This window comes from Paenibacillus sp. HWE-109 (assembly GCF_022163125.1).
Lineage (GTDB): Bacteria > Bacillota > Bacilli > Paenibacillales > NBRC-103111 > Paenibacillus_E.
Genome location: NZ_CP091881.1, coordinates 434,877 through 460,687 on the forward strand (window position 1 = coordinate 434,877; position 25,811 = coordinate 460,687).

The 25,811-nt window shown below is 46.7% G+C and carries 24 protein-coding genes; 19 read left to right on the forward strand and 5 right to left on the reverse strand.

Annotated features, from left to right (window positions below; genetic code table 11):
- Positions 1 to 93: 93 nt before the first annotated feature.
- Positions 94 to 603: an NUDIX domain-containing protein gene (locus LOZ80_RS01960; RefSeq protein WP_238169852.1), complete on the reverse strand. Its 510-nt coding sequence runs from the start codon at positions 601 to 603 to the stop codon at positions 94 to 96.
- Positions 604 to 769: 166 nt separating this feature from the next.
- Between LOZ80_RS01960 and LOZ80_RS01965 the strand changes: the two genes are divergently transcribed.
- The 5 genes from LOZ80_RS01965 to LOZ80_RS01985 all read left to right on the forward strand — a co-directional run bounded on the left by LOZ80_RS01965 (position 770) and on the right by LOZ80_RS01985 (position 5,939).
- Complete coding sequence (locus LOZ80_RS01965) at positions 770 to 1,252, forward strand: ACT domain-containing protein (protein ID WP_229757699.1); 483 nt, start codon at positions 770 to 772, stop codon at positions 1,250 to 1,252.
- A 29-nt stretch (positions 1,253 to 1,281) separates the two neighbouring features.
- Positions 1,282 to 2,568, forward strand: coding sequence for a homoserine dehydrogenase (locus tag LOZ80_RS01970; RefSeq protein WP_189013403.1), 1,287 nt, complete (start codon positions 1,282 to 1,284; stop codon positions 2,566 to 2,568).
- A gap of 50 nt (positions 2,569 to 2,618) precedes the next feature.
- Positions 2,619 to 3,596, forward strand: coding sequence for a homoserine kinase (gene thrB, locus LOZ80_RS01975; protein ID WP_238169853.1), 978 nt, complete (start codon positions 2,619 to 2,621; stop codon positions 3,594 to 3,596).
- Entirely contained in the window at positions 3,593 to 4,456 is an 864-nt protein-coding gene (gene pheA, locus LOZ80_RS01980) for a prephenate dehydratase (protein WP_238169854.1), read from the forward strand. The genes thrB and pheA overlap by 4 nt, the downstream gene beginning before the upstream one ends.
- A gap of 193 nt (positions 4,457 to 4,649) precedes the next feature.
- The gene (locus tag LOZ80_RS01985) at positions 4,650 to 5,939 is read left to right on the forward strand and encodes a LysM peptidoglycan-binding domain-containing protein (RefSeq protein WP_238169855.1); all 1,290 of its coding nucleotides are present in this window, start codon (positions 4,650 to 4,652) and stop codon (positions 5,937 to 5,939) included.
- Between the two features lie 61 nt (positions 5,940 to 6,000).
- Here LOZ80_RS01985 and sigW read toward each other — a convergent pair whose 3' ends face one another.
- Positions 6,001 to 6,612 carry an RNA polymerase sigma factor SigW gene (gene sigW / locus LOZ80_RS01990; protein ID WP_238169856.1) on the reverse strand — a complete coding sequence of 204 codons (612 nt, stop codon included), beginning with the start codon at positions 6,610 to 6,612 and terminating at the stop codon, positions 6,001 to 6,003.
- Positions 6,613 to 7,107: 495 nt separating this feature from the next.
- On the opposite strand from sigW, the gene LOZ80_RS01995 reads away from it, so the two are divergent.
- From LOZ80_RS01995 to yajC, 8 genes are all read left to right on the forward strand, one after another.
- Positions 7,108 to 7,779 carry a BofC C-terminal domain-containing protein gene (locus tag LOZ80_RS01995; RefSeq protein ID WP_238169857.1) on the forward strand — a complete coding sequence of 224 codons (672 nt, stop codon included), beginning with the start codon at positions 7,108 to 7,110 and terminating at the stop codon, positions 7,777 to 7,779.
- Between the two features lie 119 nt (positions 7,780 to 7,898).
- Positions 7,899 to 8,402 (forward strand): crossover junction endodeoxyribonuclease RuvC, encoded by a 504-nt coding sequence (ruvC, locus tag LOZ80_RS02000; RefSeq protein ID WP_189013398.1) that lies wholly within the window; start codon positions 7,899 to 7,901, stop codon positions 8,400 to 8,402.
- Positions 8,399 to 9,031, forward strand: a complete 633-nt coding sequence (ruvA, locus tag LOZ80_RS02005) for a Holliday junction branch migration protein RuvA (RefSeq protein WP_238169858.1) — start codon at positions 8,399 to 8,401, stop codon at positions 9,029 to 9,031. The genes ruvC and ruvA overlap by 4 nt, the downstream gene beginning before the upstream one ends.
- Positions 9,032 to 9,119: 88 nt before the next feature.
- Positions 9,120 to 10,127: a Holliday junction branch migration DNA helicase RuvB gene (gene ruvB / locus LOZ80_RS02010; RefSeq protein ID WP_189013394.1), complete on the forward strand. Its 1,008-nt coding sequence runs from the start codon at positions 9,120 to 9,122 to the stop codon at positions 10,125 to 10,127.
- A gap of 1,917 nt (positions 10,128 to 12,044) precedes the next feature.
- On the forward strand, positions 12,045 to 14,237 hold the full coding sequence (locus LOZ80_RS02015; RefSeq protein ID WP_238169859.1) for a SpoIID/LytB domain-containing protein: 2,193 nt from the start codon (positions 12,045 to 12,047) through the stop codon (positions 14,235 to 14,237).
- A gap of 9 nt (positions 14,238 to 14,246) precedes the next feature.
- A complete protein-coding gene (gene queA, locus LOZ80_RS02020; RefSeq protein WP_238169860.1) occupies positions 14,247 to 15,326 on the forward strand; it encodes a tRNA preQ1(34) S-adenosylmethionine ribosyltransferase-isomerase QueA in 1,080 nt (359 codons plus the stop codon).
- 41 nt (positions 15,327 to 15,367) lie between these two features.
- Entirely contained in the window at positions 15,368 to 16,507 is a 1,140-nt protein-coding gene (gene tgt / locus LOZ80_RS02025; RefSeq protein WP_238169861.1) for a tRNA guanosine(34) transglycosylase Tgt, read from the forward strand.
- Positions 16,508 to 16,522: 15 nt separating this feature from the next.
- Positions 16,523 to 16,831, forward strand: a complete 309-nt coding sequence (gene yajC / locus LOZ80_RS02030) for a preprotein translocase subunit YajC (RefSeq protein WP_238169862.1) — start codon at positions 16,523 to 16,525, stop codon at positions 16,829 to 16,831.
- A 65-nt stretch (positions 16,832 to 16,896) separates the two neighbouring features.
- Here yajC and LOZ80_RS02035 read toward each other — a convergent pair whose 3' ends face one another.
- Both LOZ80_RS02035 and LOZ80_RS02040 read right to left on the reverse strand, forming a co-directional pair.
- Complete coding sequence (locus tag LOZ80_RS02035) at positions 16,897 to 17,733, reverse strand: phosphatase PAP2 family protein (protein ID WP_238169863.1); 837 nt, start codon at positions 17,731 to 17,733, stop codon at positions 16,897 to 16,899.
- Between the two features lie 95 nt (positions 17,734 to 17,828).
- Positions 17,829 to 18,209 carry a TIGR04086 family membrane protein gene (locus tag LOZ80_RS02040; protein WP_238169864.1) on the reverse strand — a complete coding sequence of 127 codons (381 nt, stop codon included), beginning with the start codon at positions 18,207 to 18,209 and terminating at the stop codon, positions 17,829 to 17,831.
- Positions 18,210 to 18,318: 109 nt separating this feature from the next.
- On the opposite strand from LOZ80_RS02040, the gene LOZ80_RS02045 reads away from it, so the two are divergent.
- Complete coding sequence (locus tag LOZ80_RS02045; RefSeq protein ID WP_238169865.1) at positions 18,319 to 19,662, forward strand: ArsB/NhaD family transporter; 1,344 nt, start codon at positions 18,319 to 18,321, stop codon at positions 19,660 to 19,662.
- Positions 19,663 to 19,768: 106 nt separating this feature from the next.
- The gene (locus LOZ80_RS02050) at positions 19,769 to 20,446 is read left to right on the forward strand and encodes a DUF421 domain-containing protein (RefSeq protein WP_238169866.1); all 678 of its coding nucleotides are present in this window, start codon (positions 19,769 to 19,771) and stop codon (positions 20,444 to 20,446) included.
- 33 nt (positions 20,447 to 20,479) lie between these two features.
- On the opposite strand, the gene spoVB is transcribed toward LOZ80_RS02050, so the two are convergent.
- Complete coding sequence (gene spoVB / locus LOZ80_RS02055) at positions 20,480 to 22,045, reverse strand: stage V sporulation protein B (protein WP_238169867.1); 1,566 nt, start codon at positions 22,043 to 22,045, stop codon at positions 20,480 to 20,482.
- Between the two features lie 163 nt (positions 22,046 to 22,208).
- Between spoVB and LOZ80_RS02060 the strand changes: the two genes are divergently transcribed.
- The 4 genes from LOZ80_RS02060 to LOZ80_RS02075 all read left to right on the forward strand — a co-directional run bounded on the left by LOZ80_RS02060 (position 22,209) and on the right by LOZ80_RS02075 (position 25,797).
- Positions 22,209 to 22,559 carry a post-transcriptional regulator gene (locus LOZ80_RS02060; protein ID WP_337950992.1) on the forward strand — a complete coding sequence of 117 codons (351 nt, stop codon included), beginning with the start codon at positions 22,209 to 22,211 and terminating at the stop codon, positions 22,557 to 22,559.
- 123 nt (positions 22,560 to 22,682) lie between these two features.
- Positions 22,683 to 23,915 carry a protein translocase subunit SecD gene (gene secD, locus LOZ80_RS02065; RefSeq protein ID WP_189013541.1) on the forward strand — a complete coding sequence of 411 codons (1,233 nt, stop codon included), beginning with the start codon at positions 22,683 to 22,685 and terminating at the stop codon, positions 23,913 to 23,915.
- A complete protein-coding gene (secF, locus tag LOZ80_RS02070) occupies positions 23,905 to 24,831 on the forward strand; it encodes a protein translocase subunit SecF (RefSeq protein ID WP_238169868.1) in 927 nt (308 codons plus the stop codon). The genes secD and secF overlap by 11 nt, the downstream gene beginning before the upstream one ends.
- Before the next feature lie 66 nt (positions 24,832 to 24,897).
- Positions 24,898 to 25,797, forward strand: coding sequence for a cation diffusion facilitator family transporter (locus LOZ80_RS02075; RefSeq protein ID WP_238169869.1), 900 nt, complete (start codon positions 24,898 to 24,900; stop codon positions 25,795 to 25,797).
- Positions 25,798 to 25,811 lie beyond the last annotated feature (14 nt).

Consider the following 25,811-nt stretch of genomic DNA (forward strand, 5'->3'; position numbering starts at 1 on the left):
GGAATTTCTATAGACGTTACGATAATAAAAGAAGAGGCTTTCTCTAGGGTATTAACCTTTTGAGAAAAGCCTCTTTTTGCGTATTTTAAAATGCTAAGCCTGTAAAGGATCGATCAAAGGGTTCCAGTGAATCGTTGGCTCCTCTGTGCCTGCAATTACGCCGGCCGATCCGATCCATGGATGCGGTGTAAGGCCAACTGTGAAATAATGTTCTAGCAAACTGCGGAAGATGAAAGGGACAGGTCGATCCAAAACTTGATCCTTTGCGATCCAGTGTAGATCCCCTTCGTTCGTGACTATGCGTGGGCTGACATCGGTGGTTCCGATATAGAAAAATTGTTGCCGGACTTCTTGTCCATTTAAACGCAGCAGTATATACTGCAAGCGTAATCCTTGAATTTCGTCGTGCTCGATGCCAGTTTCTTCCCAAATTTCTCGTAAGCAGGCTTCGCGCGGGTTGTTTAATTCATTTGGTTCCAAATGACCGCCTACAGCAGCCCAAAGTCCCGGCGACACGGTACGTGACAGGGATCGTTTCATCATCAGTAATTCGTTCCGGCTGTTCCATAAGAGAGCCGTTGAAATCATGCGCAATGTAATCATGGAAAGGTTCCCTTCTGATCTAGTAAACTCAGCTTATCATAGGTTGGAGCATAGCTGCAAAGAATGCAAGAATAAGAGGAGTGATGCCTATTGCATCTGCTCGCTTGATTCGATATAATGTCCTCTATAGAGAAACAATGGTCTTTCTAGAGAGGACGGTAGCGCAGTGCCGGAAAGCAAAGAGTTTTTACAAACGATCAAGCACACCGGCCCTGAGAGGTACTATTTAGTCCGGGAAGATATTTTGCCGGAAGGTGTGCTCAAGACGGCGCAGGCGAAGGAATTGCTGGCAAGAGGCGAAGTGAAGACGATTCATGAGGCTGTTGAACAAGTAGGACTCAGCCGGAGCGCATTCTATAAGTATAAGGATGGCATTCATCCTCTCAGCAAGCTGGAAAGAGAACGCATTATTACGATATCGATGGATTTGGAGCATCGGTCCGGGATCCTGTCCCGCGTGCTGGCACTCATTGCTAATTTGGACGGAAATGTCCTGACAATTCATCAAACGATTCCTCTGCAAGGCATGGCGAATGTGGTTATTTCCGTAGAAACGTCTTCCATGGGGGAAGAAATTCGTCAAATTATGGATCGACTTCAGGCGCAGGATGGCGTCAAACGTGCTACTATTATCGGTCAGGGCAGCTGATCAGGAATATTAAACTGGAGGTAAATGAAATGAAACCCATCAAGGTTGGATTACTCGGACTAGGAACAGTAGGAACAGGTGTTGTTCGTATTGTCGAAAAGCATCAGGAAGATTTACAGCGCCAAACGGGTTCTGTGATTGAAATTGCCAAAATTTTGGTGCAAGATAAATCGAAGCTCCGCAACATCAGCGTGGATGCAGATAAACTTACTGAAAACGTATGGGATGTCATCGGCGATAGTGAGATTGATATCGTTATTGAGGTTATGGGTGGCGTTGCTGCGACTAAGGATCACATTTTGACTGCACTAGGGAATGGCAAACATATCGTTACAGCTAACAAAGACCTTATGGCTATGCACGGTGCTGAAATTTTGGCGAAAGCTGCTGAGCATGGCTGTGACGTATTCTATGAAGCCAGTGTTGCTGGTGGTATTCCAATTATCCGCGCGCTCGTAGAGGGTTTCTCATCCGACCGGATTACGAAGATTATGGGTATCGTGAACGGAACGACGAATTATATTTTAACAAAAATGAGCCAAGAAGGCGCGGCATATGCCGATGTTTTAAAAGAAGCGCAAGAGCTGGGCTATGCAGAAGCAGACCCGACTTCGGATGTTGAAGGTTTGGATGCGGCTCGCAAAATGACGATTCTTTCTACACTAGGTTTCCATGCTAATGTTGCTTTGAGTGACGTTGAAGCCAAAGGGATTTCAAATGTAACGAAGGAAGATATTCAATACGGTAAAAAGTTAGGCTATGAAGTAAAACTTCTGGGCATCGCTGAAAACCATGATGGACATATTTCCGTAAGTGTACAGCCCACAATGGTCAAAAACTCCCATCCGCTAGCTTCCGTAAATGGCGTTTTCAATGCTGTTTATGTAACAGGTGAAGCCGTTGGAGAAACGATGTTTTATGGAGCCGGCGCGGGTGAATTGCCAACGGCAACTTCCGTCGTGGCTGACTTGGTCGCGGTTGTTCGCAACTTGAAGCTGGGCGTGAACGGACGTACGGTGCTTGCACCTTATAAAGAGAAGAAGCTCAAAACGGATGAGCAAATCGCGTCCAAAAACTTTATTCTTCTGCATGTAGAGGATAAAGCTGGCGTGTTAGCGCAAATTACTCAAATTTTTGCTCACCATGAAGTAAGCTTGGAATCCGTTTTTCAACATCCGAATCAAAGTAATCCGAAAGCTGAAATCATCATTATCACGCATGATGCGAACCAAGCTAGCATGAAAAATGTGCTGCGACAATTTGAATCGATGGATGTTATCCATGCCATCAAAAGTGTCTACCGCGTAGAAGGTTAATAGCAACGAAAGCTTACAGCTAAATTATTGAAAAGAGGCGCTATTTCGAAATGAGTTATAAGGCAGTACAAAAGGTAAGAGTGAAGGTGCCGGCAAGTACGGCTAACTTAGGTCCTGGCTTTGACTCACTGGGGATGGCCCTGAATCTGTACGCCTGGATCGATCTCGCCATTTCGGATCAAACGACGATTCATTTAATCGGTGATCAGATGCATGGCATTCCAACGGACAAGTCCAATTTAATCTATAAAGTAGCCCAAATGGTTTTTGAAGAAGCGGGTGTATCACATCCTGAGCTAGAGATTACCATGTATAGTGATATCCCGCTGACACGCGGCTTAGGCAGCAGCGCTTCGGCTATCGTAGGCGCATTGGCAGGAGCCAATGCGCTGATCGGGAATAAGCTTACGCCTTATGCGTTGTTCCAACTGGCTAGCCGCCTCGAGAAGCATCCTGATAATGTCGGAGCAAGTTTGTATGGCGGCATTGTCGTGGCTTTCTGGGATGGCGAGCGCGCTGAATCGATTCGTATCGAGCCAGATAGCAATCTGGAAGTACTGGTAGCAATACCGGCCTTCCAGCTGTCTACTGAGAAGGCGCGAGGCGTCATGCCGAAGCAGGTGCCGATGAAGGATGCGGTGTACAACCTCAGCCATTCATCACTGCTGGTTGCCGCGTTAAGCACCGGCAACTTGGGTATGATCCGTCATGCCATGAAGGATGCGCTGCACCAGCCCTACCGTGCTGCGCTCATTCCTGGCATGACGACCCTGCTCGAGCAAGCCGAGAATCACGGCGCGCTGGGGGTTGCCCTTAGCGGAGCAGGGCCGACGATGCTCGCTCTTGTGGACGCGCGCAGCGGTCAGAAGGCTGAGCTTGAGGGTTTCCTTAAAGATACCTTGGCGAGTGAAGGTATTGAGGCTCAAACGCTGTGGCTCAAGCCAAGCCAAGAAGGTGTTTCAGTTATCGAGCTTCTCGAAGGTGACGAAGATTTGCAGTCACTCGTTGAAAGCGAGGTTCTCGCATGAAGAAAGTGGCTATTCTAGGGCCGAGTACCTTCTCGGAAGAAGCAACCCGTCATTTCTTGAAAGATGATTTTATTTATGTATCCTATAAATTGATTTCTGAAGTTTTTAATGCGACGGTAGCGGGGGAAACGGATCTCAGTGTGATTCCGATTGAGAACACTTTGGAAGGTTCGGTACATTTGCATGTTGACTGGCTGGTGCATGAGGTGGATTTACCGATACGCGCGGAGTGGGTATTCCCCATTGATATGAATCTGATTGGTTTTGCCAATAAGGAAGGCCAAGATGAGGGATCGAATCCGTATCAGCATATTCGTAAGGTGTTGTCTCATCATGTCGTACCTGCGCAGTGCAGTCGATTTATGAAGAAATATTTGAGCGGAGCCGAGTTTGAGCAGGTGAGTTCTACAGCTGAAGGGGTAAGGCTTGTGTCCGCTTTGCAGGACCCTGCGGTCGCTGCGATCGGAACGGCGATTGCTTCAACCAATTATGGCGTACCCATGCTGGAGAAGGAAATACAGGACCATAAAGACAATATGACTCGCTTTCTATTGGTAGGCAAAGAGGCTCCTGAGCTTCCGACATCGGCAGATAGGAAAACTACGATATTGGTGACGCTGCCTGAAGACTACCCGGGAGCTCTTCATCAAGTGCTGTCCGCGTTTGCTTGGCGCCGAATCAATCTGTCCAAGATTGAATCCAAGCCGACAAAGAAGAAATTAGGCACTTACTACTTTTATATCGACATCGCAGATTCATTGGATTCCGTGCTGCTGCCATCAGCGATTCAAGAAATTGAAGCCATTGGTTGTCAGGTCCGAATTTTGGGCAGTTACCCAAGCTACTCGTATATAAGTTGATTCATCTATTCCCATGCGTTATAAGCGCATGGGAATTTTTTTGTCCAAAAGGGGCAAAAGCCTAGGAACGTGCATAAACTGTAATATCAATGTGAATAAGCATAAGACGCACGCAGCAGGTTTGGTGAGGAGTCTTGAAGATTATGCTTACGAAGCCAGTTTTTCTGACGAAAAACTCAAAGGAGGTATGGTGTTGAAAATCCATATTGTCAAAAAGGGAGACTCCCTGTACGAGCTTGCAACCAAGTATCACACCACGCTGGACCAGATTATCGCACTCAATCCGCAGTTGGCAGACCCGAATCATCTTGACATTGGGATGAAGGTGAAGATACCTTCGAAACCGAGTCATATTGCGCCGCCTGAGGAGTATGCGTATAAGCATGTCGTGGCGCAGGGAGATAGCTTATGGAAATTGGGCAAAGCGTGGGATGTACCGCTGCAGGCGATGATTCAAGCGAATCCACAGCTTAAGAATCCCAATGTACTTATGACAGGGGAAATCGTTTATGTTCCCAAAGCCAATCATCAACATCATCAGGGTCAAGAGCATGCGGAAATTAAGCCTATAAATTCTGCGAAGCCTTCGACCATGCCATTCGAAGAAATGCCGAATTTACAGCCTTGGCCGAGTGTGGATACAAGCGGGCAGCAGGCAGCCCCGCCAGTTGCTCAAATGCCTGAACCTGCAATAGTGCCAGCGCCGGAAGTGGAAGAAGCCCCTGTTGCAGAACAACCAATTGCGGCTGCACCAATAGCATCGGTTCCGGTGATACCACAACCTGAACCTGGTGTTACCGGTTTGGAAAGTCCGTATGAGCAAGCGGTTCATCCTTTTCACCAATTTCATATTAAGGCAACAGAAGTATTCGCGCAGCCCGCCAATGAGCAGCCGGAAGCTGCGACTTATCCAGCTTTTTCATCGTATCAGCAGGCTCCGTGGGAGCAGCATCCATATGGAGGGATGCCGCAAGCCAATCTTGCCAGCGAAGAAGGATGCGGTTGTGGCGGTCCTTCGATGATGGAACAGCCTTGGTCAGCCTACCCGGCAGGTTATCCAACCGGTTCCGTAGGAATGCCATGGGACGGCTACCAACAAGGTTTGCCGACGATTCCTGGTCTGTATCCTCCACTGGCATCGCCTTACGACATGCATCACGCTCAAGCGAGCCATAACCCTTATGGCTATGCGGAAGATCCATACGGGATCCCTTTTGCCGGTGCGCACTATCAGGCTCCTTATGAGGCTCCTATGATGCCGCAAGTCCATACACATGAATTAGCCAAAGAAAAGGATACGGAAGAAGTGGTCGAAATTGACATCCGTTCGGAGAAGCCGGCAAAATCCAAAAGCAGCAGATCCACCAAAAAAGTGAGACTATCAGGCAACTCAGCTTTGAATGCCTTCTTGAGACGTCAACAGAGAGCTGTTGACAGGCAGGAACAGGATTCCAAACCTGTTGGACCTTGGATTAATTACTGAGCGAATAAAAAGCCTCCTAACCACGGCTGTGGGTTAGGAGGCTTCTTGTTTATGTCCAGTCTTAGGCAATCATGCCGATTGTAAAAAACACCATTAATCCAACGACGAAATTCATGCCCCATTTCTTGCGGAGCAGCTCACGTCCGCGATGCAAGCGGGTTTTCACCGTTGTGATGGGCAAATTCAGCTTTGCACTGATTTCTTGCAGTGACAGCTCTTCGAGATAGTAAAGTGTGATGACACTTTTGTATTTATCGGCTAATTTATTAATCGACGTATGCACGTGATCCTGAATCTCGGTTTGCAGCACGGCATGCTCTGGAGATTGGTCTTGACTGGCCAGCTTGCTGTAGTAGCTGTAGTCATCGTCATGATCATTAAGCTCGGCGTCAAGGGATTGCACAGGTCTTTTTTTGCGGAGCAAATCAATAGCCACATTTTTGCCGATGCGATAAATCCATGTAGAAAAATTCTGGCTTTCATCATAATGATTTAAGTTCAGATAGACACGGATAAATGTTTCTTGGACAATGTCCTCCGAATCTGGTCGATTGTGCAGCATTCGGAAAGCCAGCTTTTGTATTTTGTTGCGGTACAGCTCGACTAATTCCACGAAAGCGTTGCGATCGCCGCGTCTGGATAATTGGATCAATTGCAGTTCTGCCACATTCATGATGGTTCCCCTCCTTAGAGTTTTCGTAAGAAAACTGGCTTCGAAAGCATAAGATTTAGTAATTTTTTCCTAATTCCATTTATATCGTTTTTCCTGAATAAGTATGAGATTATTTCATCTACTTCTGACTATATCATTTCTGTGGCTACAGTCAAATTGTAAGCTATTGAGAGCTGATTTTATACCCATTTGTGACAGAATTTATGGAGGTTTGGTTACTTTTTTGACTAGGTGAAGGATGTGAGGCTGATGTTGAACGTGGTGTGGTCACAGATGACCTGCTTTTTTGTACTTCATTCCAAATGGCGACTGACCCCCATAACAGGACAACTCCTATGATTAGGAGTGTTGTACGTTTGATCCGTTTTTTACCTTTCATGATAGGGCTCACCGTCCGTCTTGATTGTTTTCATGCTTCTTCCTCTATGGTAAATGATGTATAGTGTTTGATGCAAATGGAAACAATACGGAGAAAAGAGATAGAAGGGGATATCAGTGAATGTACAACGCTTTTTGAAGCATTGGAAAAGAAAGCTGCGGCGAAAACGCAGTTTGTTGACGTTAGGGATGTTCTTTCTTGCCGGAATTGCGGGTTGGCAATTGTATGCTTCTAATACGGGTTTAAATGCAGGACGCTCAGGCGCAGACGTTAGGTCGGCTATGGCGCAATTAACGCCAGTAGACAATGAACGGTTAAAAGAAACGATGGAAACCCTGAAACGAATAACCGATAGCAGAGAAAGTTATTTGCTGAAATCTTATGTCTGTGGCGAAGAAAAAAGTCAACTAGGACTTCAAACCTCAGAACAACTGCTGGCAATGCAGCTCAAACATCCTGAGTGGGTGTTCAGCCTAAACGCTGGCGGTGAGGTGACATTCACCGAAAATATCGAGGATTTATCACCTGCCTGCAAAGAGAAAGCGGTATTCGGGATCGATGGCAGCAGCAACCTCTCGCTTTTTAACGGGACGCCGACCAAGGACAATGTGATTCGGACATTTTTCCAGTTGAATATTCAGTATTTGGAAAGCAGTTTACCTCGCGATACGGTTCAGCAGTTGCACGAGGGAATACGTGTATCGGATATAGAGGAGTATAATAGCGTATTATCTACATTCAGCGATTATGCCGTCGAGGAGACAGAACGGGCGATGACAAGGCCTTAAAATTAGGTGAAAAGAAGAGATGGATAAGGGGATTCCCGAGTCTATCTCTTTTTTTTGTTATCTGCTATAATGAGAAATGACTACATATGTTCGCTTTTTTAAGATGGGAGAGAAATGCTGTGCGTATTCTGGGGATTGATCCGGGGATCGCGATTGTAGGTTTTGGCTTTATTGATAAGATTGGCAGCAAGCTCGTTCCTGTGCAGTATGGCTCCATTCAAACCGAGGCACACACGGACCCGGGCATCAGGCTCAAGGATGTCTATGATGCTACGGTGCAATTAATAGAGAAATATAAACCCGACGCGATGTCGATTGAGAAATTATTTTTTAATAGGAATGTAACAACGGCATTTACGGTAGGGCAAGCGCGAGGTGTCATGATTCTTGCAGGTGTTCAAGCCGGGCTGCCCGTAGCTGAATATACCCCTCTGCAAGTAAAGCAATCCGTTGTTGGCTATGGCAATGCGGAGAAGCGCCAAGTGCAGGAAATGGTCAAAATTTTACTTAAACTTTCGCAGATACCTAAACCAGATGATGTGGCCGATGCCCTTGCGATTGCTATTTGTCATGCACATTCATCAGCTTTGCAATCTAGGATAAATGAGGTTAGGAAAAGATGATAGATTTCTTAAGAGGGAAAGTTGCATTTCGCGAGAGCGATTATGCGGTACTGGACGTTAACGGCGTAGGATACCGTGTATTTTGTCCCAATCCTTATGCCTTGCCTCACAAGGAAGATGAGGATGTGACGATGTTCATACATTATCATGTGCGTGAAGATGCCCACTTGTTATTTGGTTTTATTTCACGGGATGAGCAATCCTTGTTTCGCTTGCTGCTGGATGTCACAGGCATAGGACCAAAGGTTGCACTGGGTATTCTCGCAGCTGGCGGGCGGCCGGAGGCTGTTATTTTGGCAATTAGCCAGGAGAATTTAGCTTTCTTGACGAAACTTCCAGGCATTGGCAAGAAGACGGCGCAACGGATTATTCTGGATCTCAAGGACAAATTAGGTTCTGTGAGTTTCTCGAGTCCGGAAGCGGCTGTTGCTCTGAGTGTAGTAGGTTCTGCGCAATTGACAGAAGGCGGCCATGTCTGGAGCGAAGCGAAGGAAGCGCTGATGACGCTGGGTTATACGGAAGCAGAAGCAGACCGAGCTTGGCTGCAAGTGAAGCCCAAAACGACTCCGGGGGATTCGGTGGATGTGTTGGTGAAGCTTGCTTTGCAGGCTTTGTATACGATGCAGTAGAGGCTTGGGTTGAGGGAAAGTGAATGCAAACGATGCATCAGAAGCAAATGAAGTCAGCTTTCCTCGGAAAGCTCTTAGGAGGATCACCATGGATAATGACCGGATTATATCGGCTAATTTGATGATGGAGGACAATGTCATTGAATATAGCCTGCGTCCTCGTTATTTGGCCGAATATATCGGCCAGAAGCAGGCGAAGGAGAACCTCAAAATTTATATCGAAGCCGCGAAGATGCGTAAAGAAGCACTGGATCATGTGCTCCTTTACGGCCCTCCAGGCTTAGGTAAAACGACATTGTCAAACATTATCGCCAACGAGCTTGGCGTAAGCATACGAACAACCTCCGGTCCCGCTATTGAGCGGCCGGGGGATCTTGCTGCCATCCTGACGAATTTACAGGAGGGGGACGTGCTCTTCATCGACGAGATTCACCGCCTCCACCGGACGGTGGAAGAGGTGCTGTATCCGGCGATGGAGGACTTTGCCCTTGACATTATCATCGGCAAGGGGCCGAGCGCGCGCTCGGTGCGTCTGGACTTGCCGGCGTTTACGCTGATCGGCGCAACGACGCGTGTCGGCCTGCTGTCTGCGCCGCTGCGCGACCGCTTCGGAGTCGTCAGCCGGCTGGAGTTTTACACGGTGGAAGAGCTCACCTACATCGTCAGCCGGACAGCCGACATCCTGCAGGTCGGCATTGTCGGCGAAGCTGCGCGCGAGATTGGCATGCGTTCCCGCGGAACGCCGCGGATTGCCAACCGCTTGCTGAAGCGGGTGCGTGACTTCGCTCAGGTCAAAGGCGATGGCATCATCACGCTAGACATCTCCAGAGAGGCGCTGAAGCTCATTCAGGTCGATGACTTAGGTTTGGATGAGATTGACCACAAAATGCTGCGAGCGATCATTCAGAGCTTCCAGGGCGGCCCTGTCGGACTGGAGACCATTGCAGCGACGATCGGCGAGGAGAGCCAGACGATCGAAGATGTGTATGAGCCCTACTTGCTGCAAATTGGTTTTTTGCAGCGAACACCGCGAGGCCGAACCGTCACGCCTGCGGCTTATCACCATCTGGGCCTGCCGGTACCGGAACAGAAATAGATCTTTTGCCCGTGCCGGAAGGTGGGGCGAAAGATTTTTTTGGGTTTGGGTGAGCGATGCTTTCGCCTTATTTACTGACGTCCACCGCAGACTTCTTCGCTTTATAGCTTTTCGGTCCCAAAGAGAATCTAATGAACTGCAGGATGCTTATAGACCGGAAAATGGCTACTTTGGCGATTTAATGAACTGGAGTGGCGTTATCGAGCAAATTGTAGGCGGAAAGGTGATCATTTGGTTGTAATAGAGGGTCTGGGATTCATTAGAATTTCAGAATGAGCGATTTTGGCCGAATAAAGGGTATTGAGTTCGTTAGGAAGCCTGGGTTTGCCTCAAGGTCCAGAGGCTGGCTGACCTGATCGCCGGCCAGGTTTTTCTTACTGACGTCCAAAGCAGACTTCTTCGCTTTAGGGCTTTTCGGTCCCAAAGAGAATCTAATGAACTGCAGGATGCTTATAGACCGGAAAATGGCTACTTTGGCGATGTAATGAACTGGATTGGCGCTATCGAGCAAATTGTAGGCCGAAAGGTAATCATTTGGTTGTAATAGAGCGTCTGGGATTCATTAGAATTTCAGAATGAGCGATTTTGGCCGAATAAAGGGTATTGGGTTCATTAGGGGGCCTGGGTTTGCCTCAAGGTCCAGTGATTGGGTGACCTGATCGCAGGCCAGGTTTTTCTTACTGACGTCCACCGCAGACTTCTTCGCTTTATAGCTTTTCGGTCCCAAAGAGAATCTAATGAACTGTAGGATGCTTATAGACCGGAAAATGGCTACTTTGGCGATTTAATGAACTGGAGTGGCGTTATCGAGCAAATTGTAGGCGGAAAGGTGATCATTTGGTTGTAATAGAGGGTCTGGGATTCATTAGAATTTCAGAATGAGCGATTTTGGCCGAATAAAGGGTATTGAATTCGTTAGGAAGCCTGGGTTTGCCTCAAGGTCCAGAGGCTGGATGACCTGATCGCCGGCCAGGTTTTTCTTACTGACGTCCAAAACAGACTTCTTCACTTTAGGGATTTTCGGTCCCAAAGAGAATCTAATGAACTGCAGGATGCTTATAGACCGGAAAATGGCTACTTTGGCGATGTAATGAACTGGATTGGCGCTATCGAGCAAATTGTAGGCCGAAAGGTAATCATTTGGTTGTAATAGAGCGTCTGGGATTCATTAGAATTTCAGAATGAGCGATTTTGGCCGAATAAAGGGTATTGGGTACGTTAGGGGGCCTGGGTTTGCCTCAAGGTCCAGATGCTGGCTGACCTGATCGCCGGCCAGGTTTTTCTTACTGACGTCCAAAACAGACTTCTTCGCTTTAGGGCTTTTCGGTCCCAAAGAGAATCTAATGAACTGCCGGATGCTTATAGACCGGAAAATGGCTACTTTGGCGATTTAATGAACTGGAGTGGCGTTATCGAGCAAATTGTAGGCGGAAAGGTGATCATTTGGTTGTAATAGAGGGTCTGGGATTCATTAGAATTTCAGAATGAGCGATTTTGGCCGAATAAAGGGTATTGAATTCGTTAGGAAGCCTGGGTTTGCCTCAAGGTCCAGAGGCTGGATGACCTAATCGCAGGCTAAGTCTTTAGAGTCCCTAACGACTCCTATCCACCCGAAAATCGACTGTTTGAGCAGGATAGAAGTCTTTGGAGACTTCTATCGGCAGCAAAACTGGAGAAGAGGCAGCATTTCAGACGAATAAGAGTCCCGAACGTCTTTTACCCGCACGGTTAAACGAATTTTGAGCTGTATAGAAGTCCTTAACGTCTCTTTTCCACTCTTATCGTTTCTTTATCCTCACTCCTCACCGCGACTGAAAACCCGACTTTTTGCCAATATCGACACGACTAAACAAAACTTCTTCCGATTCCTAGAGTCTAACCTAGTAGAATGCATCGAAAGAAAGGAACTATTGTCGAATGAATTGGAGAAAAAAGCTGCTTGCCCCTAAGATGTTGATTGTGATTACAACAGCCGCTTTGACTTTGGGAACATACCCTTTGGAGGAGTCCACCGCGAATGCAGCGGAAATTAAGCATCTAGATCAAATTCGTGTTGCTCTGTTCATAGATTCAGCGAAGTATAAATTAATAGAGCCTGTTGTTACGCTATCTGTAGCCGGAGGGCTGGATATTGGCGTTCGTTCCGCAGCGAGTGCGGCTGTTAAGCCATGGATCTCGATTGCGGATGCTTCCATCCGCATGTCTCTGGATCAGTATAGTGCTCTGATGCTGGAAACGACGGACTTTTCTGCAGCCAAGGCGCTATATGGAAAACTTGCTACTCTGCCCGCGGACGGATACATAATAAGTCGAGTGAAACAAGGGAAAACCGTTTATCAAGTGTATTACGGGAGCTATCCCACCAAAGAAGCAGCCGAAGGAACGGCAGCGCAAGCGCTGAAAGATGCAACGGTTGCGGCCTTAACGAAATCAACAGCTCCCGCAGTAACGGGGCCTCTGCATTGGAATGCGGGGAGTTATGCTTCAGAAGCAGCGGCTCAGCAGCAATTAAACTTGTTTGCCCAAGCGGGAATTCAAGCGGATCTTGCACTTCAGGAGGATGCATCGGGGCAGTTGGCTTATAGTGTTTTTGTTGGGAGCGAAGCAACAGCGGCCCAGTTAGAAACAGTCAAACAGGCTGTATTAAAGGCAGTGCCAAATGTCATTTTGCAAGCGGTAAATCCGAAGAGCGCGTATCTCATTCGCAAATCGGAAGCTACGACTTCTGTCAATGGCGCGACCTCTGTGCCGCACTATGCTTCAGCTGCAAGTGACCAAAAGACGCTGCTTCATCCCAAAAGCGAAGGAATAACGATCAAGGAACGGGGAGATCGCAAATATCGTGGGGATATGGAAATTAGCACGTACCATGACAAATTAGCACTAGTGAATGAAGTCGCCATGGAGTCCTATTTGTATGGAGTGCTAGGATCAGAGCTAAGCGCAGGCTGGCCTGTTGAGGCACTCAAGGCGCAAGCGGTTGCTGCAAGGACTTTTGCGATCAATCAAGTGAATAAATATGAGATCGCGCAAGTGACAGATACGACGTTGGATCAGGCTTATTATGGGATTCTGAAGGAATTCCCGGCAGGCAACCAAGCGGTAGATGCAACGAAGGATGAAGTGATATCCGATAAAAATGGTCTTATATCCCCTGTGTTTTCTTCTAATTCCGGTGGCGTGACGGCTGATCCTTCGGAGGTATGGGGAAATCCGGTTGCTTATTTGCGCAGCGTCACGAGCCCCGATCAGGGCGCAGAGAAGGGGAAAGCTGTCTGGTACAGGATTCAATTAGCAGATGGACGGGCAGGTTACGTTCATTCTATGTATCTCAAAGACAGCGGTCAGAAAGCTAAGGATGGCAAAGCTTACTATGAGGCAACGGAGCAAGGTGTAAATGTACGTTTGGCCCCTTATGTGGATAATACGGCCAATCCTTCCGTTGCACAGCTCGCAAACAAAGAAAAGGTGCTTGTCATTGGTCAGGAAAAGGAATCAAACGCTTATTCCTGGATTCGTGGTCCTTTTACCGCCAGTGACATGAAAAGCAAACTAACGGCTGCAGGCATTACGGTTAGTGGAGATTTGAAAACGCTGGAAATATCCAAACGTGGTCCGTCGGGTCGCGTGACGGAGATGAAAGCCAACGGAGTTGTCGTGAAGGTGCCTTATCCGGATGCTTTAAGAACTGTGCTTGGAGGGCTGCCGAGTACCCTGTTTGAAATTGAACCTGCTGGCAGTTATACTGGTAATACGCCAAATTCGCCAGGTCTGGCGATCGCGGGAGCAACCACGACGGAGACAAGCAGCGCAAGTGCTGATACAATCTACGTCCTATCGGGTGGGCAGTCCCAACCTGTGACCTTAAAGAAAACAGATTTGACGGCCATCAGCACATCCGGAGTATCCAAACCGGCCGCAACCACAGGCAGCAATCCAAGCGGCGTGGTGCCGATTGGACAAGGGCAGCAGTTTGTCTTTCGCGGGACAGGCTATGGCCACGGCATGGGCATGTCGCAATGGGGCGCAAGAGGCTATGCCGAAATCGGCTATGACTATAAGAAAATACTCCAGTCTTATTATGCTGGAATTAACATAACTAAGGAATGAAACTACTTCATGGATGTACAATCTTTTGATTTTGATTTACCCGAAAATTTAATTGCCCAGACGCCGCTGCTGAACCGCACGGCGTCTAGGCTGCTTGCGCTGAACAAACGAACAGGCGACATCAACCACCAAACATTTGAGCAATTGATTGATTATGTAGAAGCCGGCGATTTGCTCGTGATGAACGATACACGGGTCATACCAGCCCGGCTTTTTGGTGCGAAGAAAGACACGGGGGCCAAGGTGGAACTGCTTCTTCTGAAGCCGCTTGGCGACGATCGATGGGAAGCTCTGGTTAAACCGGGCAAACGGATGAAGCTTGGGGCCGTGGCTGTCTTTGGCACAAATCCGGCAAATCCCGATGAACCGCTGTTGACCGCAGAAGTGGTGGAATCGAGCGACATGGGAGGCCGTGTGCTGAAATTCAGCTATACGGGCATTTTCAATGAAATCCTCGATCAGTTGGGTGAAATGCCGCTGCCTCCTTATATCAAGGAGCAGCTATCAGAACGGGAACGTTATCAAACCGTTTATGCGAAGCATGAAGGCTCAGCGGCTGCTCCAACGGCAGGACTCCATTTTACGGAAGCCTATCTGGATAAGCTTCAAGCAAAAGGGGTTCGTATTGCTTTTGTTACGCTGCATGTGGGGCTAGGAACATTCCGTCCTGTTTCCGTGGATACGATTGAAGAACATCAGATGCACGCGGAATATTATGTGCTGTCTCCCGAGACAGCGGCTCTCATCAATGAGACGAAGTCAACGGGCAAACGCGTTATCGCCGTAGGGACAACATCGGCACGCACCCTGGAGACAGCAGCAGGAATCAGTCGTGAGCAGGCGGGAACGAGCGGCAATGAGCCTGTATATATTGAGCCTTCTCAGGGCTGGACGAGTATTTTTATTTATCCCGGATACGAGTTTGGCGTCGTAGATGCCTTGTTGACGAATTTCCATCTGCCCAAGTCAACGCTGCTAATGCTGATTAGTGCTCTAGCTGGGAAAGAAAACGTATTACAAGCCTATGAGGAAGCTGTTCGGGAACAATATCGCTTTTTCAGTTTTGGCGATGCCATGTTGATCTATTAAGATTCAAACAAAGATGAAGCTCAGAATAGGAAGTGGATGTATTGGCAGCAGCAGTTACGTATGAAGCAATTAAAACTTGCAAGCAATCGGGAGCGCGACTAGGAAAAGTTCACACGCCTCATGGCGTCATTGAGACTCCTGCTTTCATGCCGGTTGGCACGCAAGCGACCGTTAAGACGATGAGTCCTGAGGAATTAAAGACGATGGACGCTCAAATTATTTTGAGCAATACGTATCATTTATTTATTCGTCCTGGACATGATATCGTGAAAGCTGCGGGCGGTTTGCATAAATTCATGAATTGGGATCGACCGATTTTGACCGATAGTGGCGGTTTCCAAGTATTTAGTTTGAGTAATATGCGTAAAATTACAGAAGAAGGCGTTCAGTTCAAGTCGCATTTGAACGGAGATAAATTGTTCCTTTCTCCAGAAGTGGCGATGGAGATTCAGAATGCCTTGGGTTCTGATATTATGATGGCGTTTGATGAGTGTCCGCCTTTCCCTGCTGAGTATGACTATGTGAAGAAATCCCTAGAACGCACGACACGCTGGGCGGAGCGCTGCCTGCAAAGCCACAGCCGACCGCAGGATCAGGGCTTGTTCGCCATCATCCAAGGGGGCATGCACGAGGATCTGCGCAGGCTAAGTGCGGAGCAGTTGACTTCCATGGATTTCCCGGGGTATGCTATTGGTGGACTGAGTGTTGGCGAACCTAAGCACTTGATGTATGATGTGCTGGATTATACAACACCTCTTATGCCTGCGAACAAACCTCGTTATCTGATGGGGGTAGGTTCTCCCGATGCTCTAATTGAAGGCGCTATTCGTGGAATCGATATGTTCGATTGCGTTTTGCCGACAAGGATTGCACGGAATGGGACATGTATGACGAGCGAGGGACGTCTGGTGATTCGCAATGCGAAGCACGCGACTGACTTCGGACCATTGGATCCCAAATGTTCTTGCTATACCTGCAAGAATTACAGTAGAGCTTATATTCGCCACTTGATTAAAGCGGACGAAACGTTCGGTATTCGCTTAACAACGATTCATAACCTTCACTTTCTACTACAGCTCATGCGTGATGTAAGAGGAGCTATCCAGGAAGATCGTTTGCTTGATTTCCGGGATGAATTCTTTGCCGCTTATGGGCTGAATGATAATGAAAGAGGATTTTAAGAAAGGAGGATACCTATGTTACTAGCAGCAGATACTGCCAATACAGGTGCAGTTGGGTATTTGTATACATACGGACCTTTAGTGCTCATGTTTGTCGTACTTTACTTCTTACTTATTCGTCCACAACAAAAAAGACAGAAAACACGCAGTCAAATGCTTAGCGGATTGAAAAAAGGGGATAAGGTCGTTACGATCGGTGGTTTACACGGAACGATCATGGAAATCACGGATGACATTTGTGTACTTCGTGTCAATGATGCAACGAAAATGACGTTTGACCGTTCCGCCGTCAATGCGATTTCTAAATCGGCAGCAAAGGAATAAAATAAAAAAGCGAGAACCTTCAATCAGGCTCTCGCTTTTTGTTTGGCTTTTTTTATAAGAGGCAGTTAAAGCTCATTATTCTTAAGTGGCTTGAGCAGTGCTTGCTCGCCAAGCACCAGTCGGCCTTCGGCGATGCGCAACCCGACTCTTGCAGCGACAACACCGAGTACAACACCTGCGCACATATCCGATAACCAGTGGATGCCCAAGTAGAAGATGGTGAAGATGATAAAGGCTGAAGAGATAGGCACGAAGATTTTCCAAAATGTATTGCGGCTCTTCACCGCGATTACAGCCATGGAGACAGAGATCGATGTGTGCAAGCTTGGAAAACAATTATCAAGTCCGGATAATGGACGATAATCTTGCTCGAAGGTAGGGAACACATCCAGAATCAACAATTTGACATTAGGATGGAAGGACCACACTTCGTTCACTGGGAAGAACAGATAAAATGGAATAGCAACCATATAATTGAACATTAATGCATAGCAAATGGCGTAAAACAGCTTATAATTTTTCTGATACGTGTAAAGTGCGATAGAGGCAATCATAACGGACGGAAAGACAACGACATAGAAATAACTGCTGACATAGGTTAGGATATCATTATGGAAAAAGTTCTGGATCGCAGCTACGAAATTGCCTTCAATTCCATAAATCGATTTGGTGAAATCAGCGCGAAATTGCATTTTTTTTTCGATGATCATCTCAACTTTATTGAAAAATAAAATGGTTATGAGTGCAGCGAAATGAAGGACATATTTACGTGAAGTAAACACTTCTTGGACAAAGCTGCCGGCAATATTAAACGGGCTTGAACGTGTTGCAGCAATCAGAAAGACAAAGATGGTAATAACTATATAGACCGTTGCATGCGTCATGGACTGAAACGGACTCATGGTGTTTTCCCCCTAATATTGGAAATATATTGCGGCAATAACTTTGATATTATACCACAATCTGAGGGGGAAAGTGATATTTTCACGGAAACGTCTTATTTTTTAGTGTTGACGCCAAGCATGCCGCCAAGCGCGCCAGAAACGAACAAAATGCCAAGCAGCTGCAGGGATTGCAGGTTCAGACCTGCATCGAAAGCCAGGAACCCCACGAGGAAAATAAGGATGAAATAAACAAATCCAACGATGCCTCCGTGGTACCAGCCGCGGTTGCCGGCTCTTTTACCTGAAACCCAGCCTCCAATAAATAATGACGCCGCATGGATAATTGTCGTTAGCGTATGTAAGGAGCTTTCTTGTGTGCTGGTTAATAGCAGAAACAAGGACGTTACTATGGTTCCAATTGTCATCATACTTAATGAATACGTGAGTCCGGAAAATAAAGGAGACGTTATTCGAACCTGACTGACCGTTTTCATAGGGTTCACAGACACCAGTCCTTTCTTATATTCGTTCTTTTCATTAACATCATTGTATGGCCAAGCACATAGAATTAGTACAGACTGTTTAAGGGGGAAGTGAATAAATATGACGGAATTTTCGCAAGGTCCTGTTCTGTGGCAGGCCATCGCGGCTGTAGTTATCTTTGCAGCGGCGTATATCTTCATCTTGATTGAGCGATGGGATCGCATGTATACAGCGTTAGGCGGAGCCGTGCTGATGATTGTTTTGGGTATTGTGCCTATAGGCAAAGCCCTTACGACTTACGCGAATTGGCGAGTTCTTATGCTGCTCGCCAGCTTATTCATAATTGCTGGACTTTTTCAGAAGACAGGACTTATTTCATATGGGGCAAGCCGTATGATTCGCAAGTTTCGCTTGCAGCCTTTTACCATTTTAGTTGGTTTATCCCTACTAGCCGCGATTTCCTCAGCCTTATGGGATAGCTTAGTAGCAATAGCTGTACTCGTCCCGATTGTGATGAGAATAGCAAAGATGATGAAAGTATCACCTGTTCCTTTTCTGATTTCTGTCCTGTTATCCGCTCATATCGGCGGAGCGTCAACCTTAATGGGCAATCTGCCGAATCGGTTGATTGGCGAATCGGTCGACATTTCGGCCGCGGATATGCTGCTTAACATTGGGCCGCTTAGCCTTATTTTGCTGGCAGTCGTTTACATCGTAATATGGTTTGTGTACGCCAGGCGGATGATCATAGCGGAGACGGGGAAAAGGGAACTGCTCAGCTTGCAGCCTGCTTCGTCTTTAACGGATGATCGCACGTACTTGATAGGCGGCAGTCTCGTTGCCAGTCTAACGCTAGTCGCGCTTTTACTGCAGAATCTCATGGGATGGCACGCTTCTTATATTGCAGCAACCGGGGCCATTCTCTTCTCCTTGCTCAATTACAAATCCATCGTTGGGCTTGCGAAGCAAAAGGATTGGCTGGCAGCGTGGATCCTTTTAAAGGACTCGCAATTATTATTTTTCTTCGGATTGTTTGTGATGGTCGGTGGGCTAATTCATGCGGGTTTCACAGGTTTAATCGCTGTCAAAGGCTTGGAGTTAAGTCAAGGCAATGTGCCTTTCTTAACGAATCTTCTCTTATGGCTTACCGCCTTCGGATCTGCCATGATGGATTACATCCCTTATACGGCCGCAATGATTCCAGTTGTCAAAGACATGAGCAATGTAATTCTCAGTTATTCTTCCTTTACCACGGCTATGCCGCTATGGTGGTCTTTACTGATAGGAACTGCGATAGGAAGCGGGGTAACTTTGCTTAGTTCTACAACGAGCATGTATGCGGCCGTATTGTCAGATCAGGAAGGCGGAGGATTGACACAGCGCAATTACTTTCTGGTGGCAGCGCCAATTTCTCTGCTTTTATGCATCATCGCGACGATTTATTTCAACTTGTTTCTGCTGTAATTGCCAACAATTGAATACGTAAATTCTGCATGATGAAGTACATCCGCGGTCAGAATACCATTGAACTCCGAGAACGAGCAAGAGCTTAGATCAGGGGAGGCCGACGATGGATATTCTGACCATTTTTTTGCGCACTGTGCTGATTTACTTTGTCGTTTTTCTTATGCTTCGCCTGATGGGGAAACGGGAAATCGGTAAACTGTCACTGTTCGATTTGGTGATTTCAATCATGATTGCGGAAATTGCTGTTTTCGTTTTAGAGGATTCAGGAAAGCCGCTCTTGGATGGCCTTATCCCGATGGGGACACTGGTCATTATCCAAATTTTCATCGCTTACTTAACGTTAAAAAGCAGAACCCTGCGGCTTCTTTTCGACGGAAAGCCAAGCGTCATTATCAGCAAAGGCATGATCGATCGCGATGAGATGAAGAAACATCGGTATAATCTGGATGATTTGATGCTCCAATTGCGGCAAAATAAGATCATGAACGTCGCCGATGTGGAGTTTGCGGTGCTCGAGCCGTCGGGGAAATTGAGTGTCGTGGAAAAAGCGGTGAAAGAGTCAGAACCGGCAGAAGCGACGAAAGGCACTTTCCGATATGAAGGACTTCCGCTGCCACTTATTATGGATAGCAAGGTGCAGGATCAGAATTTAGAAAAGATCGGGAAAACGAGGTTTTGGTTGAAAAATCAAATTCAAGTCAAAGGGGTTCGTGATTTCAAAGAGGTGTTTTACTGCTCAATTGATCACAGAGGACGGATCTTTTTGGATCGCAAAAGATAAGGCAGCCCATTCATGGTGCTACCTTACCCGCGATTAGCGAATCATTTTCTTGCCCATATTCATTAAGCGGCTGATATCCTTCAGGCTGATCAGCCGGAAAAGCGTGATAAGCATCATGTAGGTCAGGAACCCAATGATGAGCGAGGTAACAAAACGGAGCCAATCGGCAGATGTCCAAGCTGTATACATGACGAAGTAGCTGCAAAGCCCGGAAAGGGCCATCGCTGCTCCTATTTTGCCGAAATCGCTTCCTTCCATACGGAATTTCAGCAAGCGTACAACACTGTTCCAATGCAGAAGAGTCACTAATACGATGTTGACGTTAATCGCGAAGACAGCGCCGTGAATGCCCATTTCCGGTTTGCTGGCTAACCAATAGATCAGCACAAGCTTAACGATCGAACCGATTAACGTATTAACCAAAGCGGCTCCAGGCTTGTTCAAAGCTTGCAAAGTGGACTGCAAGGGAGCTTGGAAATAGATGAATATGGCGATAGGAGCCATCATTTTCAGCATTACACCGACATCCGGTTGATTGTACATATACGTACAAATGGGTTCGGCAAGCACAAACATGAGAACGGTGAAGGGAGCACCTGTCACCAGAGCTAATTTCAATGATTGATGCAGACGCATATGAATGGTTTTCATATCCTTGCGGGCAGCGGCTTCGCTTAATGAGGGAACGAGCGATACGGACAAGGACATGGTGAGTGCGCTTGGTAAAAGAATAATGGGAATAATCATGCCTTGCAGAGCGCCGTATTGCGCCGTTGCGAGAGAGGTGGAGATACCTGCAATGGCCAAGCTTTGCGCGATTAAGATCGATTCGAAGAGATAAGAGCTGGCGCCGATTAATTTGCTGCCTGTAATGGGGACAGCTATTCGCATAATTCGGCGAAAGTTAGCTAATCGTCCTTTCCCTTTGGTGGAACCAATGTGAGCGTTAGGAACTTTGGGGGATGTTTTTTTGTCATATCTGAAATGGATAGCCAGGACAACCAAACCGCCTATTTCACCGGCAAGCACACCTATCATCGCCCCGGCAGCGGCATATTCGATGCCATAAGGGATCATGACATACGAGCAGACAAGCACCATAACGATACGAATTAATGTTTCCATAATCTGCGAAGTAGCGGTTGGAATCATATTCTGCCTGCCTTGGAAATAGCCGCGGTAAACCGCGGAAACCCCAATAATCGGAATCATGGGGCTCATGCACAGAAATGTGTAATAGACCCGTGAGTCGGTTAATAAATGAGAAGTAATCCAGGAGGCGAAGACCACGCAAGCTACTGTAAACAGGATGCTTAAGGCGATAGTGATGGCTAGAGATATGCGCAAAATACTGCGAATTCTTGTTTCGTTCTGCTCGGCTTCGGCTTCAGCGATTAATTTGGCAATCGCAATAGGGATTCCACCCGTAATGATGGTTAGGATAACAGACAAGAAGGGCCAGCCCATATGGTAAATACCGATGCCTTCCGCACCGATGACACGCGGTAAAGTAATTCTCGGAATGAATCCTAATATGCGGTTCAAAATCCCTGCGGCCAACAGGATCATCGTGCCTCTGATAAATGACTGCTTGGTCACTGCCACTCCCTCTTCCGATACTTGACATACCTTATGAATATGCAGGTGTTGGTCAAGCTCATGCTAACATTTTGGGGACAGGTACCTGCCAGGCAGGAAAATCATGGATGACTAGCGAATGAGATAGAGCAGAAGGTAAATCACACCTTAGGAGGATCTCCCCATGAACGGAGAAGATAACGATCAAGTCCCTCATCATCCTGAGGATACAGAGAACGAACAGGCAGCAGAAGAAGACGCTTCGGTGAGCGTTGAAGAGGAAGAGGAGAACGGTCTTTCTGACACAGAACTCAATGAAATTATTGAGAGCTTATGTTTAAGCAAAGTGGAGGAATTCATCTTGCTCGGCTACGATCATGTAAGCGGCAAGGATATATGGGATTGTGTGAGTGATAAATATCGGAAGACCGGTGTTCCTTCGCTTCATCAAATCGTGAATGACATTTTATCACTGAAATCGACTCAGTTTATGAACTGGATGACGATTAGCATGTATAGAGGAGCCCAATTCTAAGAATAGGGCTTATTTTTCTGTGAATGTGAAATGATAAGGATAGTTATCGACTTAAATTGACTCGATTTTCAGACCTGAGTATAATAGGCATATTGAGTATCGAAGGGAGACAAGCAAGAGATGCTGGATTGGAAAAGAATTTCGTTCTTTTTTCTTACGGTCATAATTGTGCTCGGAGCCATTGGGGCAACAAGTCCTAGACTAGTAGAACGAATCAAGCTTGGATTGGATTTAAAAGGCGGGTTTGAAATTTTGTACACCGCTGAGCCTTTGTCGGCTGGACAACCTCTGACGAAGGAAACGCTTACGCAAGCGGCAGAAAGCTTGGCCAAACGTGCCGATACCCTTGGTGTAGCTGAACCTGAGGTCTATCCGGAAGGATCAGACCGCATTCGTGTGCGTCTAGCCGGTGTGGAGAACGAAGAGGAAGTCAGAACCTTGATGTCCAAACCTTCTGTTCTAACCTTCAGAGGACCGGATGGAACGATTTACATGAACGGAACGGATTTCGTAGAGAACGCAGCGAAATTAAGCTACGATCCGAACACGAAACAGCCGATCGTTGAGATCAAAATGAAGAGCAGAGAGAAATTCAAGGAAGTTACAACTAAGCTGGTAGGCAGCACCCTGTCTATTTACTTAGATGATGTTGTTCAGTCCACAGCATCCGTTAATTTCCCGATTGACAGCGACTCTGCGATCATTACACAAACCAATGTAGCAGAAGCCACGAAAGTAGCCAAAATGATTAACTTGGGCGCGATGCCATTGAAGTTAACTGAGAAATATATTCAACGTGTAGATGCAACGTTAGGTAAAGCTTCCCTGCATGAAACAGCAAGAGCAGGTCTGATTGCTTCGATCTTAATCTTCTTATTCATGGTGATTTACTACCGCGTTCCTGGTCTAGTAGCAGCATTTACACTCATTACCTACGTATGGGTGCTTCTCGCTATTTTCGACTTTATGAATGCGACGCTGACCTTGCCAGGTATTGCTGCCCTTGTGTTAGGAGCGGGTATGGCAGTTGATGCGAACATCATTACATACGAAAGAATCCGTGAGGAAATTCGCGCGGGCAAAAGCATTCTTTCCTCTTTAAAAGCAGGAACCAAGCATTCGTTCCGTACGATTATGGATGCTAACGTAACCAACTTAATTGCCGGTATTGTCCTGTATTATGTAGGGAACGGTGCAATCCGCGGATTCGCGGTTATTACGATGATGAGTATTATTATCAGTATCTTAACGAACGTTCTGTTCTCCAGATGGCTGCTGCATCTTATCATACGAGGCAACTTGCTGAAGAAGCCAAGTTATTTTGGTGTGAAGGAGGCAGACATTCGTGGGCTCTAAACAAAGGTTTGATTTTGTCAAAAACCGCAATAAATTCTTTATCGTCTCACTAGCCCTTCTCATCATCGGCTTAGCTGTGATGCTGTTCTCCGGTATGAATTTCGGTGTAGATTTCAAAGCAGGTACGAATATTGACCTCGTGGTTGGCAAACAGTTGGACAAAGCAAAAGTGGAAGAAATCTTGCATACACTGACTACAAGCGGTGATGTAAACTCCAAATTTGCTGATCCAACGATTGGCGGCAACAATAGTGACCGCGTTTCAATTCGGTTCGACGATGTGTTGACGGACGATGTAGTAAATAAGATTCAGAAGGCATTTGCAACGGCCTATAGCACGGAAGTTTCCAAAGAAATTAATACCGTTGATCCACAACTGGCAAAAGAATTGCTGCTTAAAGCCGTATATGCGGTTGCCATTTCAAGCGTACTAATTTGTCTGTATGTAAGCATTCGTTTCGAATGGCGCTTTGCCATAGCGGCGATTATCGCTATCCTTCATGATGCTTTCATGGTTATCGCGATGTTCGCGATTTTCAGATTTGAAGTGAACTTGCCGTTTCTGGCGGCAGTCTTGACCACGATTGGTTATTCGATCAATGATAAAATCGTTATCTTTGACCGTATCCGTGAGAATTTAAGATTTTCTAAGCTCAAAACGGACGAAGACTTGGTTGCACTGGTGAATGATAGTATCTGGCAAACGATGGCACGGAATATCAACACGGTTCTCGTTGTCTTGATTGCAGCAGGATGTTTATACATTTTCGGTAGTGAATCCATTAAGCTTTTCGCTTTGGCGAAGTTAATCGGGTTGACAAGCGGAGCTTACTCCTCCATCTTCATCGCTTGTTCGCTTTGGTACTTGTTGAAAAGAAAATCCTTGCGTAGTTCTAAAAAGAAAGCTGCAGCGTAATAACCATAATAAACCGGCCGCGTGTATGTTGCGCGGCCTTTGTATCCGTTCAGGGGGAGTGTCAAGGTGACTGACGAGCGTTTTCAAAGGACCGAACTCATAGTGGGGCTCGGAATTGCAGGGAATGTAGGACTGGCGCTCCTCAAGGGGATCGTCGGCTTAATGGCGCAGAGCACTGCACTGCTTGCTGACGCAGCACATTCAACATCGGAAGCCATACGGAGTTCTCGCAAATCCAATAAGAGGATATCCATCTCGACCATTCTGCTCTCCCTGGTCATCTTGCTCTTAGGCGTTGAGATGGGATTCTCATCCGTGAAGTCGCTATGGACTGGGGGCGATCAGGCTCCGGAAGTTTATGCGCTGGCTGCTGTCGGTGTTGCTCTCCTGGCGAAAGAACTCTTTTTTCAATATACTTACAGGCTGGGCAAGCGTTTAAAAGATGAGGAATTAATTGCCAATGCAAGAGGGCGCCGTTCCGAGATATACTCTACTCTTGTGGCTTTGATTGGTGTAACCGGGGCTTTGCTCGGTCAGTATGCAGGTCTTTCATTTCTTTATTACTTGGATCCATTAGCAGGGCTGGTGATATCCATATTGGTCATTCGCAAAGGGTATCTGTTTGTGAAAGATGCGATACATACTCCTCCTAATGAGGCGTGGCAGCAAGAAGATGCGGCAGATTTCATTGCAGCCGTGCAGGCCATAAAGGGAATTATAACGGTTGACGACTTGAAAGCACGCGAGCAGGGCCACTATGTTATCATTGATATTAAAATTAGTGTAAATCCAAGAGCATCCGTATGGGAGGGGCATGAGCTTTCCAAAAAGGTCAAGCAGCTGCTTATGAAACGGTACCAACATGTTTCAGATGTACTTGTCCATGTGGCCCCCTATGATGCTGGCTTTCCCTATAAACATAATGTGGATACAGAGCATAGTGAGTTTCCGTCTGTAGTTCATTAAAAAAGAAGGAGGAC

Excerpts from the sequence above, each read along its gene's own strand:
- yajC (WP_238169862.1), top strand. The coding sequence starts at position 16,523 with ATGTTACTAGCAGCAGATACTGCCAATACAGGTGCAGTTGGGTATTTG.
- ruvB (WP_189013394.1), top strand. The coding sequence starts at position 9,120 with ATGGATAATGACCGGATTATATCGGCTAATTTGATGATGGAGGACAAT.
- pheA (WP_238169854.1), top strand. The coding sequence starts at position 3,593 with ATGAAGAAAGTGGCTATTCTAGGGCCGAGTACCTTCTCGGAAGAAGCA.
- thrB (WP_238169853.1), top strand. The coding sequence starts at position 2,619 with ATGAGTTATAAGGCAGTACAAAAGGTAAGAGTGAAGGTGCCGGCAAGT.
- LOZ80_RS02045 (WP_238169865.1), top strand. The coding sequence starts at position 18,319 with ATGACGGAATTTTCGCAAGGTCCTGTTCTGTGGCAGGCCATCGCGGCT.
- LOZ80_RS02050 (WP_238169866.1), top strand. The coding sequence starts at position 19,769 with ATGGATATTCTGACCATTTTTTTGCGCACTGTGCTGATTTACTTTGTC.
- ruvA (WP_238169858.1), top strand. The coding sequence starts at position 8,399 with ATGATAGATTTCTTAAGAGGGAAAGTTGCATTTCGCGAGAGCGATTAT.
- sigW (WP_238169856.1), bottom strand. The coding sequence starts at position 6,612 with ATGAATGTGGCAGAACTGCAATTGATCCAATTATCCAGACGCGGCGAT.
- LOZ80_RS01960 (WP_238169852.1), bottom strand. The coding sequence starts at position 603 with ATGATTACATTGCGCATGATTTCAACGGCTCTCTTATGGAACAGCCGG.
- LOZ80_RS01970 (WP_189013403.1), top strand. The coding sequence starts at position 1,282 with ATGAAACCCATCAAGGTTGGATTACTCGGACTAGGAACAGTAGGAACA.
- queA (WP_238169860.1), top strand. The coding sequence starts at position 14,247 with ATGGATGTACAATCTTTTGATTTTGATTTACCCGAAAATTTAATTGCC.
- LOZ80_RS02015 (WP_238169859.1), top strand. The coding sequence starts at position 12,045 with ATGAATTGGAGAAAAAAGCTGCTTGCCCCTAAGATGTTGATTGTGATT.
- LOZ80_RS02040 (WP_238169864.1), bottom strand. The coding sequence starts at position 18,209 with ATGAAAACGGTCAGTCAGGTTCGAATAACGTCTCCTTTATTTTCCGGA.
- LOZ80_RS02060 (WP_337950992.1), top strand. The coding sequence starts at position 22,209 with ATGAACGGAGAAGATAACGATCAAGTCCCTCATCATCCTGAGGATACA.
- LOZ80_RS02035 (WP_238169863.1), bottom strand. The coding sequence starts at position 17,733 with ATGAGTCCGTTTCAGTCCATGACGCATGCAACGGTCTATATAGTTATT.